General features: G+C 60.5%; 13 protein-coding genes and 2 tRNA genes. 1 reads left to right on the top strand and 14 read right to left on the bottom strand.

Going from position 1 to position 14997, the window contains the following annotated elements; genetic code table 11:
• Nucleotides 1-14: 14 nt before the first annotated feature.
• From Q1A32_RS07350 to Q1A32_RS07370, 5 genes are read right to left on the bottom strand one after another with little or no spacing between them, the layout of a single operon-like run.
• On the bottom strand, nucleotides 15-788 hold the full coding sequence (locus Q1A32_RS07350) for a LamB/YcsF family protein (protein WP_299651465.1): 774 nt from the start codon (nucleotides 786-788) through the stop codon (nucleotides 15-17).
• A gap of 1 nt (nucleotide 789) precedes the next feature.
• Complete coding sequence (locus Q1A32_RS07355; RefSeq protein ID WP_299651467.1) at nucleotides 790-1812, bottom strand: biotin-dependent carboxyltransferase family protein; 1023 nt, start codon at nucleotides 1810-1812, stop codon at nucleotides 790-792.
• Nucleotides 1809-2558, bottom strand: coding sequence for an allophanate hydrolase subunit 1 (locus Q1A32_RS07360; protein WP_299651469.1), 750 nt, complete (start codon nucleotides 2556-2558; stop codon nucleotides 1809-1811). Before Q1A32_RS07360 ends, Q1A32_RS07355 begins: the two co-directional genes overlap by 4 nt.
• A 36-nt stretch (nucleotides 2559-2594) precedes the next feature.
• Nucleotides 2595-3803: a winged helix-turn-helix domain-containing protein gene (locus Q1A32_RS07365; RefSeq protein WP_299651471.1), complete on the bottom strand. Its 1209-nt coding sequence runs from the start codon at nucleotides 3801-3803 to the stop codon at nucleotides 2595-2597.
• The gene (locus tag Q1A32_RS07370) at nucleotides 3800-4858 is read right to left on the bottom strand and encodes a LacI family DNA-binding transcriptional regulator (RefSeq protein ID WP_299607658.1); all 1059 of its coding nucleotides are present in this window, start codon (nucleotides 4856-4858) and stop codon (nucleotides 3800-3802) included. The genes Q1A32_RS07365 and Q1A32_RS07370 overlap by 4 nt, the downstream gene beginning before the upstream one ends.
• A 103-nt stretch (nucleotides 4859-4961) precedes the next feature.
• On the opposite strand from Q1A32_RS07370, the gene Q1A32_RS07375 reads away from it, so the two are divergent.
• Nucleotides 4962-5038: transfer RNA gene (locus Q1A32_RS07375), tRNA-Arg, on the top strand.
• Here the strand turns inward: Q1A32_RS07375 and pobA are convergent.
• The 9 genes from pobA to leuB all read right to left on the bottom strand — a co-directional run bounded on the left by pobA (nucleotide 5039) and on the right by leuB (nucleotide 14972).
• Nucleotides 5039-6208 (bottom strand): 4-hydroxybenzoate 3-monooxygenase, encoded by a 1170-nt coding sequence (gene pobA / locus Q1A32_RS07380; RefSeq protein WP_299651473.1) that lies wholly within the window; start codon nucleotides 6206-6208, stop codon nucleotides 5039-5041.
• Nucleotides 6209-6258: 50 nt separating this feature from the next.
• Nucleotides 6259-6936, bottom strand: coding sequence for a TetR/AcrR family transcriptional regulator (locus tag Q1A32_RS07385; RefSeq protein WP_299652823.1), 678 nt, complete (start codon nucleotides 6934-6936; stop codon nucleotides 6259-6261).
• Nucleotides 6933-8462 (bottom strand): trimethylamine methyltransferase family protein, encoded by a 1530-nt coding sequence (locus Q1A32_RS07390; protein WP_299651475.1) that lies wholly within the window; start codon nucleotides 8460-8462, stop codon nucleotides 6933-6935. The genes Q1A32_RS07385 and Q1A32_RS07390 overlap by 4 nt, the downstream gene beginning before the upstream one ends.
• Nucleotides 8459-10864, bottom strand: coding sequence for an FAD-dependent oxidoreductase (locus Q1A32_RS07395; RefSeq protein WP_299651477.1), 2406 nt, complete (start codon nucleotides 10862-10864; stop codon nucleotides 8459-8461). Before Q1A32_RS07395 ends, Q1A32_RS07390 begins: the two co-directional genes overlap by 4 nt.
• A gap of 114 nt (nucleotides 10865-10978) precedes the next feature.
• On the bottom strand, nucleotides 10979-12118 hold the full coding sequence (locus tag Q1A32_RS07400) for an aminotransferase class I/II-fold pyridoxal phosphate-dependent enzyme (protein WP_299651479.1): 1140 nt from the start codon (nucleotides 12116-12118) through the stop codon (nucleotides 10979-10981).
• Nucleotides 12119-12234: 116 nt separating this feature from the next.
• Nucleotides 12235-12311, bottom strand: a tRNA-Pro gene (locus Q1A32_RS07405).
• 16 nt (nucleotides 12312-12327) lie between these two features.
• Entirely contained in the window at nucleotides 12328-13311 is a 984-nt protein-coding gene (locus Q1A32_RS07410) for a DMT family transporter (RefSeq protein ID WP_299651481.1), read from the bottom strand.
• A gap of 72 nt (nucleotides 13312-13383) precedes the next feature.
• Nucleotides 13384-13746 carry a hypothetical protein gene (locus Q1A32_RS07415; RefSeq protein ID WP_299651483.1) on the bottom strand — a complete coding sequence of 121 codons (363 nt, stop codon included), beginning with the start codon at nucleotides 13744-13746 and terminating at the stop codon, nucleotides 13384-13386.
• A 122-nt stretch (nucleotides 13747-13868) separates the two neighbouring features.
• Nucleotides 13869-14972, bottom strand: a complete 1104-nt coding sequence (gene leuB / locus Q1A32_RS07420) for a 3-isopropylmalate dehydrogenase (protein ID WP_299651484.1) — start codon at nucleotides 14970-14972, stop codon at nucleotides 13869-13871.
• Nucleotides 14973-14997 lie beyond the last annotated feature (25 nt).

A 14997-nucleotide genomic window follows, 5' to 3' on the forward strand; every position in this document is an offset into this window, starting at 1 on the left:
CCGTTGCGCGTACGCTACCCGGTCCGCCCATCAAAGGCGCGCACGGCAATCCCCTCGGCTTCCAAAGTCCGGCGGACAGAGGCTGCAATTTCCACTGCTTCCGGCGTATCCCCGTGGCAGCAAATTGTGTCGACTGGTGTCTCGATCCGCGTGCCGCTGTCGGTGATGATGGCCTGCGCCTTCACCATCTCGACCATCCTTTTCCCTGCAATTTCAGCATCATGGATAATGGCCCCGGGCTTTCGCCGATCCACGAGGGTGGCGTCATCATTGTAAGCGCGATCCGCAAATATCTCGCAGGCGAACTTCGCGCCAATGGTCCGTGCGGCGCGTTCCTGCGCCGTCGCCGCCAGCACCATGATGATGGCATCGGGATGCGCCGACAGGGCCGCTTCGTAGCACCCGCGCGCCATGTCCTCGTCTTCGGACGTCATGTTCCCAAGCGCGCCGTGCAGTTTGATATGTCGCACCGTGGCCCCCAGCGCATTGGCCATGCCCAGCGTAGCCCCCACTTGGCATCGGATTGAATTTTGAAGTGATTTCAAAGGCATATCAATGCGTCGTCGCCCGAAGCCCTGGATGTCCGCAAAGCCCGGATGCGATCCGATCCCAACGCCTTTCTGCAGCGCGATGCCCATGGTCGTCGCCATCACATCGGGGTCGCCCGCGTGCGCGCCACAGGCGATGTTGGCCGACGTCACCGTCTCCAACAGCGCCGCGTCATCACCCATGTTCCAGGGGCCAAAGCTCTCGCCCATATCGGCGTTCAGATCGACTTGCATGGTCATTTCATCCTTCGTCCAGCGGGGCGTAGGTGGCCGATACCACGCCCCCAACCAATTGATAACTCAACAGATCCTGCATCATCGCCGGGTCACGGACCAGCGGCGCGGCGGCCTTTGACAGCGCCGCCCAGTCGGCGCGCGCGCGAGCCTCGATGCCAGCGCCCTCGTCAAGGCTTACAAACTGAAATTGCAGCGACGCGCCCGCAGGCGCCTGCGCTACACGCGGCAGATCACATGGCAGCACCGTTCCGATCCGGGGATATCCACCAGTCGTCTGGCTTTCGGCCATCAGGACAAAGGGTGTGCCGTCGCCCGTGATCTGAATGTCCCCCGGCACAATCACTTCGCTGACGATGCCAAGCGCGGCTGGCGCCGCAAAGCCCTCGCCTTCGCTGTCCATACGGATGCCCTGCCGGTTGGCGCGTGGATCGCGGCGGAAGGTTGTGGCTTCGAAACGATGGCGCGTTTCTTCTGGGAAATCATCGGTTTGCATGCTGGGCACAATGCGCACCGTGCCCCCTTCAAACCGGGTATCACGTGGCAATGTCAAACCAACCTCACCACCAGAATCCTGTCCTACCGGTAGCGTGTCACCAGCAGTGACCAACGCGCCCAACCCACAGGATTGATGTGTTGCGCGGGACCCCAACATGGGTTCGGTGTCAAAGCCGCCACCGACATGCAGGTAGCCGTAAGTCCCGGCGCGTGTTGGCCCGATAACCAAAAGCGCGCCTTTGGGGACCATGTGGCTGGCGTTCCATGCCGCGGCAGATCCGTCAATTTGCACCGTCATTTCTGCGCCGGTAAACGCCACACGTATATCCGCCGTCGCCTCGAACGTACCGCCGGTGCCGACCATCTCGAGAACCGCGAGGTCCTTGGGTTGCTTCAGCAACGCGGCCCCCTCGTATACGGCCAGCCGATCTGCGGCACCGCCGCGCGTCAGCCCTTTCGCCAGAAGTCCAGTGCGGCCCAGATCCTGTACCGCAACACCGGGGCCCACCTGAACAACACGCAATGCGGTCATCCCAGCACCTCACGCGTGGCACCGCCTGATCCATCGGTCACCTTGTCTTCAATGCGCGCCAGCTCTGCCGCGGAGATATCGGTGAACTGAACTTCATCGCCCGGCGCGAGGGGGAAGGGCGTGTCGCCTTGCGGGCGAAAACAGGCAAATGCGGATTGACCTACATGCCGCCAGCCCGTGGGCGTGTCATTTGCAAACAGGCATATCTGACGGACCGCAGCCACCAACGCACCCGCTGGAACATTCGGTGTCAGTTCTTTCTGTCGGGGAATATTCCAATGCGCATCCAATGTGCCAAGATACGGCTGACCCGGCGCGAAGCCCAATGTGAGCACCCTCAAGCGCGTCGATGTCAGTTCACGCAAAGCGTCCTCTTCGCTCACCCCGGCAGCCTCTGCGGCCTCGGCCAATTGCGGTGCACGGTGCCCGCCAAACGAAGCTGGGATGGTCCAGAGCGCCCGGCCTTCGGGCAATGGCGCATCGAACCAGTTCCGGGAGGACAGTTCACTATTCAAGCGGTCTGCGACGGCTTCGAAGGCATGCACTGACAGGTCGACACGGAAGAACGCCGACACCAGTGTGCTGCTGCTTTCCGAAATCATATCCCAGCGTTCGGCATCCACAGCACCGCGAAAGGCGATCGCCGCGCGGTTGGCTGCGTCGGTTGCCTTGTCGCCAAACGTCACAAGCACACCATCCAGTCCAACAGAGCGGATTTTCGGTGTGTATGAGGTGGTGAGTGTCATGGGCGGCAGCGTAGATGCTTTGACTTCGGACGCAAGTCAAAGCGCCGTCCGCAGCCAGCCTTCCTCAAAGGCAATCTGCGAGACACCTGCCACTTTGGTTACACGATCCAGTTCCGCTTCGAACGCGGCCTGCCGACCCTTGCCCCAGCGCACCTTACGCTCGGGCCACACGGCGCGGACACGCAGTACATCATCGGCGCGGTGCGCTTTCATATCCACCCGGCCTACGATCCGGTCGCCCTCCATCAGGGGAAAGACATAGTAGCCATAGGTGCGTTTGGGTTCAGGCACGAAAATCTCGATCCGATAGGCGAATCCGAACAGACGTTCGGCGCGTTTGCGATCACGCAAGGCAGGATCGAACGGGCTCAGAACACGCAAACGGGACGTGGGTTCGTGGTGCAAGGCCGGGTCATCGGGCAGGTTCGGCCAAGCAAAAGCTGTCCGTGCCACCCCATCCACGCCCGTCACATTCACCTGCATGATACGCCCGGTTGCAAGCGCTTGGGCGCACCATGCCTTGGCCTCTGCCGGGCTGACATGATCCCAGAAGGCGGCCAATTCACCGTGTGTGGCAAAGCCCAACCTGCTCAGCGCCTCGCGGCAGCACCAGTCGATGGTTTCCTCGACATCTGGTGCATTGCCGATAGTGCGCGCGTCCAGCACCCGTTCGGTGAGGTCGTAGTATTTCTGGAAGCCTTCACGTTTGACGACTTGAAGGGCGCCGCTGCGCCAAAGGTATTCAAGTGCGGTTTTGGACGGGTGCCAATCCCACCAACCGCCGGAACCTCGCTTTTCATCCTGTCCCACGTCGCCTGAGCAGCATGGCCCTTGCTCTCGGATACGGTCCAACACGGGTTGGAATTTCGCCTCGAACCCGTCGCGGCGCCACTCGCTCCACCTGTCGCGCAGGCGGGCGGCGTCTCTTTCGCGGCGCAGGTGCCAATACGGATAGAATGCCGATGGGATCACCGCCGCGTCGTGCGTCCAATGTTCGAACAAGGCGCGGTCGCGCTCGTACAGGTTTTTCAGGTTCTTGGGCCGATACCGAGGTTTGCGCGCAAAAAGGATCAAATCGTGCGCCCGTGCAACGGTGTTGATGCTGTCAAGCTGGACAAAGCCAAGCTGTGTGATCAGATCCAGCAGCGCGGCACCATGGGCCGGACCGGCGGGCGTTTCTGTCAAAAGGTGACGGTGCAGAAAGACGCCACGCGCTTGAGTGTTCGATAGAGTAAAGGGCGTCACGTCCGCATGGTGCGGCGCAGCGTATCGCCGTAGGAGATCTTGGGAGTGAGCGTGATGTGCTTGGGCGCAGGATCTGCGCCGTCGGCGTTGCGGTCGCGTATGATCTCGGCTGCGGCGCGCCCGATTTCAAGCCGGCAGGCATCGGTCGTCGCCAATTGACGTGGCAGCCCCTGCAACAGTTCGACTCCGTTGAACCCGGCAAGACCAATCTGACCTGGCACATCGATGCCTTCGTCCAGCAGGTACAGCAAGCCGCCTGCGCCAATCATGTCATTGGAATAATACAGGAAATCGAGGTCTGGATTTGCATCCAGCATCGTCTTGGTCATCTCGCGCCCCTTGGCCAGCGCTGAGCCACCCTCATAGAAATCGCGGGCTTCGATTTCGATCCCTGCTTTGGCAAGCCCTTCGGTCAGCCCCTCGAACCGTTTGCGCGCGCGGTGATCGCGGGGCATGGATGTGCCCATAAATCCAATGCGCGAATAGCCCTGTTTCAGGATGGCCTTGGCCATATCGAGCCCGGCCTGCCGGTGCGAAATGCCAACCATATTGTCGACCGGATTGCCGTCGGTGTCCATGATCTCGACCACCGGAATACCTGCATTCTGTAGCATCGCCTGCGCCGCGTCAGAGTGTTCAAGCCCCGCGATGATCACGCCCGACGGGCGCCACGACAGCATTTCGTACAGCACCCGTTCTTCCTTGTCGCGCATGTAGTCGGTCACGCCAAAGACAGGTTGAAGGGCGGTTTCTTCGAGCACTTGGTTGATGCCTGTCAGTACCTCGGGGAACACCATATTGCTCAGCGACGGGACAATGACCGCGACAAGGTTCACATGTTGTGACGCAAGGGACCCGGCAATCTGGTTGGGCACGTAGCCAAGCGTTTTGGCAGCTTCCAGTACCTTTTTGCGCGTGGCTTCGGAGACATCCCCTCGGTTGCGCAGCACCCGACTGACGGTCATTTCGGACACGCCGGACGCGGCAGAAACATCGCGCAGGGTCAACGGGCGGGCAGGGCGTTCGGTCAAAGACGGTCCTTTCAGGTGTTTCATCCGAGTTACCGTCAAAACCGTTCAGGATTCAAGCGTTTGGACAGCTTGTATCGTGCTGAAACGGGTGACAACGGCTGCACGAAACGATAATTCGATGTTCAACGGCCCCGTGGCTCAACTGGATAGAGCAGCCCCCTCCTAAGGGGCAGGTTGCAGGTTCGAATCCTGCCGGGGTCGCCATCAGTAGGGAAGGCCTACGTAATTTAAGGCCATTGCAGCCTGTGCCTCGTTGTTGTCCCGAAGCAGGGCAAGCTCCGCCAACTGCATCTTCTTGTCGAATTCGGTCTGACCGGGGAAATGGTGCATCAGCGTCGAAAACCACCAACTGAAACGCTGAGTTTTCCACACCCGGGCCAAGGCCCTTATCGAGTATTGATCAATACCCGCGGAATCACCTTCGCCGTAATACTGGCGCAGGCCCTGGTTCAGATAATGCACATCCGATGCCGCCGTGTTCAGCCCCTTGGCACCGGTCGGTGGCACGATATGAGCCGCGTCGCCGCATAGAAACAGACGTCCCCACCGCATGGGTTCACACACAAAACTGCGCAGCGGGGCGATGGATTTTTCGATGCTGGGGCCTGTCACTAACGCTTCGGCGGCTTGCGGGGGAATGCGGCGGCGCAGCTCGTCCCAGAATGCCTCGTCTGTCCAATTCGCAGGGTCATCCGATGTCTCGCACTGGATATAGTACCGGCTCAGATTGGCATTTCGCATCGAACACAGGGCAAAGCCACGATCGGAGTTGGCATAGATCAGTTCGTCATTGACGGGAGGCGTTTCCGACAAGATGCCCAGCCAACCGAACGGATACACTTTCTCGTATTCTCTTCGGACATCTTCTGGGATCGTTTTCCGGCTGACCCCATGGAACCCGTCACAGCCCGCGACGAAATCGCAGTCAATTCGGTGAGTTTGCCCGTGTTGGGAATACGTCACGAAGGGTGCATCGGTGTCGGCATCTTGGATCGACACCTCTTCTACTTCGAAATGGGTGTCACCGCCCGTGCTGTCGCGCGCATCATACAGATCGCGTGTGACCTCGGTTTGGCCATAAACGAGAACCGTGGCGTCCGTATGGGCCGCGAAATCCACGCGAAACATGTCGTTGTCGTAGGCGATCAACGTTCCATCATGCACAAACCCTTCGGCTTTCATGCGGGCGTCGACGCCGGCTTGTCCCATCAAATCCACAAGGCCGCGTTCCAATACACCCGCGCGGATGCGCCCAAGCACATACTCCCGGGATTGACGCTCCAGCACCACTGTTTCAACTCCAGCCTTGTGTAAAAGCTGGCCCAGCAACAAGCCTGATGGCCCGCCACCGACTATGACGACCTGAGTGCGCATACGTTCTCCCTGGAAGTATCGTCATACGACATAACTATTTTCCAAAAAGGTCAAGCAGGGGCGGAGTGTGCCGCCACCTCGCGCGCATAGGTGTTGAAGGCCGCGATCTCGTGTTCGGCGGCGTCTTTGCCCGTGAACGCCACGAGGTACCCGGGGACCATGGCAAGCCGTTCCTCCAGCGTTTCACCCAGTTTCGCGTTGTCGTAACCAAGCTGCATATAGTAAATCACCCGTGCCCGTGCCGTGGCTTCCAATGGGGCATAGCCGAAGCGCGTGAACATGGCGGTCAGTGCATCCAGTCTGGCCGCATCGCCTGCCTTTAGTACAGTATTCACCCGTTCTGACCGCCGCGCCCAGTCCCGGATCGCAAAGTCGAGCCGGTTGTCGAACAATGCGGTGTCGATGTTGCAATGGAAGATGTTGCAACACGCCTCAGTAATGGTGCGCGCGGGTGCATTCGCTTGCGTCACCATGGCAGCCGTGTTGGTGTTCTGCCAATGCTCCAGCAGGGCGTTCAAAAGATCCGTGCGATTCTTGAAGTACCAGTAGAAACTCGACCGAGACACCTGCAAGTGTCCAGCCAGATCGGCGACCTTGACGGCTTCGACGCCACCCTGTTTCAGCACAGTCAAGGCGGCATTCATCCAGTCCTGACGCGTAACCTTCACATTGCCGATCAACGGGTCCTTGTCGGGGTCGTCCCGGTGCAGAAGTGGAGCGTCCATCAGTTGGTCGGTGCACAGCCACCGGCGGCTGTTCGGTCAGTGATGTATTTATGCAGTGCCTCGATCCGATCGCCGTCGGTCGGCGGCGGAGTGAAATCGCGCAAAATGCCCTTCCACACATCCGTGGCCCGTGTTGTTGCATCGACACTGCCGCGCTCTTCCCATGTTCCGAAATTGGCAAAGTCGGCCACGACAGGTTCGTAGAATTCGGTGGCGTAGCGTTCCATTGTGTGGGCAGCGCCAAAGAAATGTCCGCCTGGTTGCACCTCTTCCAGCGCGTCCATTGCGATCTCCGCGTCCTCTGCGGGTGTGGCTGCGCACAGTTCGGCGACCATCTGCAAGACCTCCACATCCGTGACCAGTTTTTCGTAGGAAATGGTTAATCCACCTTCCAACCAGCCCGCAGAATGCAGCGTGACCGTGGCCCCGGCCATAAGGCAGCCCCACGTGCCGAACTGCGTCTCATTTGCGGCCTGCACGTCGCTGAGATTTGCAGCCGACCCGGACGCACAACGCCACGGCAGTCCGATGTGGCGGGCCAATTGCCCTGCAGCCAGCGACGCCTTGAAGTGCTCGGGCGTGCCAAAGATGGGCGCACCGGATTTCATATCCACGTTGGACGTGAACGTGCCGTAGCACACCGGCGCGCCGGGGTTGACCAACTGGCCCAATGTGATCGCCGCCAAGGCCTCCGCATGGCTGAGCGTCATGGCCCCGGCCACCGTGATCGGTGCCATTGCGCCCATCAGGGTAAAGGGCGTGATGATGGCCATCTGACCCGCCTTGGCAAAGTCCATGACCCCGAGGGCCATGGGAATGTCCAACTGGCGGGGTGAGTTGGTGTTGATAATCGTGTAGCTATGCGAATTGGCCGCAAATTCCGCATCTGAAAGCCCGCGAAAATCCCGCAGCATTTCAAAGCTCTCTTCAACTTGCCCGGTTCCCCGTGAAAAGATGAACGGCAGCTTGTCCGTCAGCTCCATCTGCCCTTTGACCGTCGCATAGTGGCGCAAATGAACGGGCACATCCTGTGGTTCCACCAGTGGCGGGATCATGTGCAGCACATCGTAGTGCTGGGTCAACTGGATCAGCTCTCGAAAGTCCTGCTCGGTGCCGGGGCGTCGTCCGCGGTCCAGATCGGTGGCATGGGGACAGCCCGCACCGGGCTGAAAGATCATCGACCCCAGCTCCATGACCAGATTCCGATCCGGGTTGCCTGCGATCAGAGGGAAAGACTTGGGCGCGGTGTCCAGCGCCGCCTCCACCATTTCACGCCCGATATGCACCATCTCGGTGCTGTCATCGACCCGCGCGCCGCCCGCTCTGAACTGCGCCCGCGCCTCGGACAGCAGCACCTTGATGCCCAGCCGTTCCAGCACATCCAGCGACGCCTCGTGCATCGCCGCAATCCGGTCTTCCGAAAACACATTCATCGGTGGGAACGGATTGCGCAGATTGCGGTAATTCGTGGTGCGGGTTTTGGCCGGTGGTGCACCACGGCCCCGACGACGGCGAGGTTGGTCGGTCATCCGCGCATCGCCTTGCCTGTGGGGTCATAGGGGGACGGCGCGATCACCTTGGCCGACCGTTCGACGCCGACAACATGCACCTTGAGGTCGGTGCCCTCTGTGGCGGCATCCGCATCCACCAATGCCATGGCGAGCGACTTTTGCACTGTGTGCCCGTATCCACCCGAGGTCACAAAGCCCACACGCGTGTCGCCTTTCCACACGGGTTCATACCCGCTGGCATCTGCATCGTCTGCGTCAACCTCCAACGTCACAAGATGCTGCGCAGGCCCGTTGCCATCGCGCTCGGCCACGGCCGCCTCTTTGCCCACGAAGTCCTTGTCCCAGTCGATCCAACGGTCCATGCCCGTCATTCCGGGCGTGTAGCCTTGGGTGAATTCCGCCGACCAGATGCCAAAGGATTTCTCGAGCCGCAGCGACAACATGGCGTTGAAGCCATATTCCTGCAGGCCAAACTCTTCGCCCGCGTCCAGCAGCATCCGGCGCAGTTTGACGTGATCGCCATAGCGGCAGTTGATCTCGAACCCCATCTCGCCTGCGACCGACATGCGCGCCACCTTGGCGCGGATCATGCCCACATCGAAATCGCCACAGCCCATGAACTTCAGCGCCCCGATGTCCTGATGGCAGAGCTTCTCGATCACCTTGCGGGAGTTCGGGCCGGTCAGACCAAAGCCACACATCTCTTCGCCCAGATCGCGGATCGTGACACCGTCCATCATGTGATCGTCGAACCAGCGCATGTGCCAGGCGCGCAGGTAATAGGACCCCATGATCCACCACGTGCCGTTCCCCCAATTGAGCACTGTCAGGTCGCCCTTAAGCCGCCCATCCTCGCCCAACATCGGCGCCAGCTTGGCCCGACCCGGTGCAGGCAGTTTCGACGCCATGACGTGGTTCAACCACGCTTCGGCCTTTGGCCCCGTCACTTCGAACCGCGAGAAGCCGGTGATGTCCACCATGCCCACATTTTCGCGCACGTTCTTGCACTCGGCAGCGACGATATCATGCGCGTTCGAGCGCTTGAGGGTCAGGTTCTCCTCGAAATCCTCGGACGGCGCGAAATACAGCGGCGTCTCCAGATCCCAGCTTGATCCCCAACGGCACCCGGCGGCGGTCATAGCATCATGCGCCGGGGCCATCTTGAGGGGACGGCCTGCGGGCAGTTGCTCGTTCGGATAGGACATTACGAACCGGCGGGAATAGAATTGTCCGGTGGTTTCCTTGATGTACTGCTTGTTCTCGGCAAACTTGCCATAGCGGGCCACGTCCATGGCATAAACGTCCGCCTCCGGCTCGCCCTCGATCATCCATTCGGCGAGGGATTTGCCGACACCGCCGCCCTGCAGGAACCCGGCCATAACGGCACAGGCGGACCAGTACCCCTTCTTGCCCGGCACCGGCCCCACCAGCGGGTTGCCATCAGGCGAGAAAGTGAAGGCCCCGTTTACCCACGTCTTGATCCCCACATTCTCCGCCGACGGATAGCGGGCAAAGCCTAGCATCAGCTCATTCTCGATCCGGTCGAGGTCTTCCTGAAACAGCTCCATCCCGTAATTCCACGGCGCGCCGTCCATGGCCCAGTGCTGGTGCTCCAACTCGTAGATACCGATCAGGATGCCCTTCTGATCCTGCCGCATATAGGTGAAGCCCTCGAGGTCCACGGTCATAGGCATCTCGAAGTCATGGGCCGCCACTTCGGGGATCTGGTCGGTGATCAGGTAATGGTGCTTGAGCGGGGACACGGGCAATTCGATCCCCGCCATGCGCCCCACCTGCTTGGCCCAAAGGCCCGCGGCATTGACCACGTGTTCGCAACGAATGTCGCCCTTGTCGGTCTTCACGATCCAGCCGTCATGGACCTGCTCCAACGCCTCGACCTTGGTGTGTTCGAACACGGACGCGCCGCGTTTTTTGGCGGCGGTGGCATAGGCGTGGACGGTGCCCGTGGTGTCGACATAGCCCTCACGGTCGGCCCACATCGCGCCCAACACGCCATCTGTGGACATGATGGGGCAGCGGTCCTGCGCCTGCCCGGGGGTCAGCAATTCGCAGTCTTCGATGCCGATGGACTGGAACACGCGGAACGCGGATTGCAGCCATTCCCACCGCTCGGGCGTGCCCGCCAATGTCAGACCACCGGTCATGTGCAGCCCGATGTTCTGACCACTTTCCTTTTCGATCTCGGGCAACAGGTCGATGGTATAGGCTTGCAACGACGCCATGTTCGGATCGGCGTTCAACGCATGAATACCGCCAGCGGCGTGCCAGCTGGACCCGGCGGTCAGCACCGACCGTTCAATCAGGGCCACGTCCGACCATCCCATCTTGGCCAGGTGATACAGGACCGATGCCCCCACAACACCACCGCCAATCACCACTACTCTGTATTGCGAATTCATGTCCGTTCCCTGTCGACTGAGTCTTGATTGCGCACAGCGTGCAAAACACTGGACAGTTCTGTCCAGTGCTTTCGCGACATGCGCCAGTCTGCCCGCGACGGGTGGTTTGGGGTTTCAGGTGCGCCTGTTCTTCATCAGGTGCGCATCCATCGCGGCCAGCCCTTCATCCAAACCAGTGCGACCAAAGCCAAGGCGGAAGCGATCCGTGGGAGTCTGGCCAAGTTCCGAGGAATAGATCGTGCTGGGCAACAACAGCACGCCGCTGTCTTCGACCAAGGTGCGGCAGAATTCCTCCACGCCCTCGGGGCCTTTGTAGCGCGGAAACGCCATGCAGGACCCGTCGGGGCGCGCCCAGTCGAACAGGTCGGCATGGCGGGCAAAGAACGCATCCCACTTGGGTAGGTTTTCATCCACGATCCCACAGTTGCGGGCTAACAATGTGTCCCGGTTCTTGAGGGCGATCTTGGCCAACCGCTCGCTCGGACCGGAATTGCAGATGGACAGGTAGTGTTTCATCCGCTCCATCCGAGACAGCAGCGCGTGGTCCTGACAGGCGATCCAGCCGATCCTCAGCCCGGGAAGGCCATAGGATTTGGACATCACGCCCAGCGACAGGCCCCGCTCGTATACATCCGCGACAAAGGGCAGGTGCTCAGTGCCAGAAGGGCCAAGCCCGTTAAAAATCTCGTCATGAAGGATGTAGATGCCGTGTGTCCGGCAAAGCTCGATCAAGGCCATGTACCGATCCAACGGCAGGATGGTGCCGGTCGGATTATGGGGGAAATTGATCGTGACAAGCTTTGTGTTTGGCCGGATGGCATCCTTGATGCGGTCAATATCCAGCGACCAGCCATCGTTTGGATCCAGTGGCACGCCGGTTGCCTCGCAAATTGCGATGGGCAGCGTCTCGTGGCTTTGGTAATTGGGCGTGACCACGATGGCATGGCTGTCAGCATCCAGAATGACATTGTTGGCGGCAAAGATGCCTTCGCTTGCCCCCGCAAAACACAGGATGTCGGACGCAGATTGACTGGCGTAAGTATCCGCGATCGCGGCGCGCAGATCGGGGGCGCCAAAGGTCTCGGTATAGCCCAGCCACATCCCCTCGAACTCTTCACGGTCCTCGGGCGTCGCCATGGCCAGCAAGTCGCGCATCGAGAGGCTTTCGGCGTCCGACGCCGTCATGTGGTAGCGCGCCTTGAACTCCCATTTGGCAAAATGGGTCTCCAGACGGAAATCGGGCAGTGTTGGCATGGGCGGGTCTTTCAAGGGGTCAAGCCAAACATGGGTATCTTGGATTGACGGCGGATCGAAGGGCTATTTTGCCAACGTCGGTCCACAGCCAATGAACAGATCAACCTTTCGGAAATTGGTCGGAGTGAGAGGATTCGAACCTCCGGCCCCTGCCTCCCGAAGACAGTGCTCTACCAGGCTGAGCTACACTCCGACCGATGCGCGCGGAATTACTCCGCGTCCTGCGTCTTGGCAAGTGTCTTGTCGCGGAACCGGCCGCTGGTCATCAAGCTGCTGACACGAAACGCACCGGGGGTGCCCACGCGGCTGCGGGTGCGCAAAACGGGTGTGTTTTCCGAATTTCCGGAGGTGCTTTCGCGGAAGACAATGAACAGGCCCGAAGCGATGATGATGGCCGCACCGACCCCGGTGTAGATGTCCGGCGTCTCGTCGAAAAAGATCAGGCCATAGGCCGTCGCCCACAGGATTTGCGAGTATTGCATGGGCGCCACGATGGCCGCCTCACCCGTCTGGTAGGCCGCAATGATGAACCGCCCGGCGATCCACGCCATGACCGAGATGACGGCGAGCATGCCCAGATGCTCAATCGGCATTGGCTTGTAGACAAATGCCAGCGCGATCCCCATCACAATGAAATTCGCCGTCATGGGATAGAGCAGCAGCACGACCGTGCGTTCTTCGGCCCCGATCTTGCGCACGACAATGGACGCAAACGCCCCGGCAAAGGCTGCCACAATGGCGGCCGCATGGCCCAGCGTCAGGTCGGTGGTGCCGGGGCGCAGCACCACCATGACACCCAGCAGCCCGACGATTACGGCCAGCCAACGTGGCAGGCGTACCTTCTCCCCCAGCACTGGAATCGACAGTACCGTGATCAGCAACGGGGTAGCAAAGAGGATGGCATAGGTCTGCGTCAAGGGCAGGTTGGAAAACGCATAAAATGCCGAAACGCCCGTGATCACGGCCCCCACCGTACGCAGCGCCATCCACCATGGATGCACGGGCACCAGCGTGCCGGGCTTGGCATCCCGCATCAGCATGATCGTCGCCAGCGGAAAGCTGAGCAGAACGCTGAAAAACACGATCTGGATCGGGGAATAGGTCGCGCCCAACGTCTTGATAAACACGTCGTGGGTGGAAAAGAGCCCAAAGGCGATCAGGGCCAGCAGGGCACCTTTTGCGTTGGAGGACATGAGCGTCGCCTTGGTGGTTGGTTTGGGCGGTGCATAGCGGGGCAGGCAGTGGTCCACCAGCCCCGACGCTACTTAAATGGACAACGCACCTTGTCCAAAGATGAACTGCCAGCGGCTGCCATCCGTCATGGTGACAAAGCCAGAGCCGGCAGTGGGCGACTGGAAATATGCCGTGCCGACCCCGCGCAAACCGTTGTTGCAGGACACCGGAAAGCTGACCGTGCTGATGTCCGCGAACTTGTCATAGGTGCCTGTGCAAACAGCATTGCCGTTCGTGGCCTGAAAGCTGCCGCCATGCAGGAACGTGTCTGTGGCAGAGCCTCGGAACGTCATGCCATCGTCACCGATGACCGTGACGGGATAAGCAAGATCGCAAGCCGCGAGGCCACCAAGAACAAGGGCGCACAACGCGGCGCGAAGAGGGAACAGGGACATGGAATTTCCTTTGGTCCGTTACAACAGATCACGAGGTGGTGATCGTGCCGTGATGGCCCAAGTCAGGAATTCCTGCCCTTACAAGGCGCGCGAAATATGGCTATCGCGCGCCCGCGTCAGGCTTACAGGCTGGCGTCGAGGGCGGCGAGGATCGCGTCACCCATCTGGGCCGTCGACAGCGGCGTGCCGCCCTCCGGGCCCATCAGGTCTGCGGTCCGTGCGCCATCTGCCAGCACTTTTTCGATGGCATTTTCCAGTCGCGCGGCCTCGTCACCTTGGTCAAAGCTGTACCGCAGCGCCATGGCAAAGCTGAGCATGCAGGCAATCGGGTTCGCCTTGCCCTGACCCGCAATGTCGGGGGCCGAGCCGTGCACGGGCTCGTACATCGCCTTTGGCCGACCGTTGGCCATCGGTGCACCAAGCGAAGCAGACGGCAACATACCGAGCGACCCGGTCAACATTGCCGCGCAATCCGACAGGATGTCACCGAACAGGTTGTCGGTCACAATCACGTCGAACTGCTTGGGCGCGCGCACCAGCTGCATCGCACCGTTGTCGGCATACATGTGGCTCAGTTCCACCTCGGGGTAATCCGCACCCACGCGTGTGACGACTTCGCGCCACAGGATGCCGCTCTCCATCACGTTGGCCTTCTCCATCGAGCAGACCTTCTTGTTGCGGCGCATCGCCAGTTCAAAGGCCGAACGGGCGGCGCGTTCGATTTCGCTTTCGGTGTAGCGCTGCGTGTTGATGCCCACGCGTTCGTTGCCTTCTTCGAAGATGCCGCGCGGCTCTCCAAAATAGACGCCCGAGGTCAGTTCGCGCACGATCATGATGTCGAGGCCCGCAACGATGTCTTTCTTCAGGGACGAGAAGTCGGCCAGCGCGTCAAAGCATTGCGCCGGGCGCAGGTTCGAGAACAGGTCCATCTCTTTGCGCAGGCGCAGCAGGCCGCGCTCAGGCTTTACCGAAAAGTCCAGATCGTCGTATTTCGGGCCGCCCACGGCACCCAAAAGAACAGCGTCAACCTCTTGCGCCTTGGCCATCGTGTCGTCGTGCAGCGGCACCCCGTGCGCGTCATAGGCGGCACCGCCCACAAGGTCGGTGGACACGTCAAAGGCCAGGTCCCGTTTCGCGCCGTACCAGTCGATGACACGTGTCACCTGGTCCATGACTTCGGGGCCGATGCCGTCGCCGGGCAGGATCAAGATCGACGGATTGGACATGGGCGAAACTCCTTTGATTGCTTGG

This window comes from uncultured Tateyamaria sp. (assembly GCF_947503415.1).
GTDB lineage: Bacteria > Pseudomonadota > Alphaproteobacteria > Rhodobacterales > Rhodobacteraceae > Tateyamaria.

What these genes read in the sequence shown, in the direction of transcription:
- Q1A32_RS07360 (WP_299651469.1), bottom strand. Translation starts at nt 2,558, where the DNA reads ATGACACTCACCACCTCATACACACCGAAAATCCGCTCTGTTGGACTG.
- Q1A32_RS07410 (WP_299651481.1), bottom strand. Translation starts at nt 13,311, where the DNA reads ATGTCCTCCAACGCAAAAGGTGCCCTGCTGGCCCTGATCGCCTTTGGG.
- pobA (WP_299651473.1), bottom strand. Translation starts at nt 6,208, where the DNA reads ATGCGCACTCAGGTCGTCATAGTCGGTGGCGGGCCATCAGGCTTGTTG.
- leuB (WP_299651484.1), bottom strand. Translation starts at nt 14,972, where the DNA reads ATGTCCAATCCGTCGATCTTGATCCTGCCCGGCGACGGCATCGGCCCC.
- Q1A32_RS07390 (WP_299651475.1), bottom strand. Translation starts at nt 8,462, where the DNA reads ATGACCGACCAACCTCGCCGTCGTCGGGGCCGTGGTGCACCACCGGCC.
- Q1A32_RS07350 (WP_299651465.1), bottom strand. Translation starts at nt 788, where the DNA reads ATGACCATGCAAGTCGATCTGAACGCCGATATGGGCGAGAGCTTTGGC.
- Q1A32_RS07415 (WP_299651483.1), bottom strand. Translation starts at nt 13,746, where the DNA reads ATGTCCCTGTTCCCTCTTCGCGCCGCGTTGTGCGCCCTTGTTCTTGGT.
- Q1A32_RS07395 (WP_299651477.1), bottom strand. Translation starts at nt 10,864, where the DNA reads ATGAATTCGCAATACAGAGTAGTGGTGATTGGCGGTGGTGTTGTGGGG.
- Q1A32_RS07355 (WP_299651467.1), bottom strand. Translation starts at nt 1,812, where the DNA reads ATGACCGCATTGCGTGTTGTTCAGGTGGGCCCCGGTGTTGCGGTACAG.
- Q1A32_RS07370 (WP_299607658.1), bottom strand. Translation starts at nt 4,858, where the DNA reads ATGAAACACCTGAAAGGACCGTCTTTGACCGAACGCCCTGCCCGCCCG.
- Q1A32_RS07400 (WP_299651479.1), bottom strand. Translation starts at nt 12,118, where the DNA reads ATGCCAACACTGCCCGATTTCCGTCTGGAGACCCATTTTGCCAAATGG.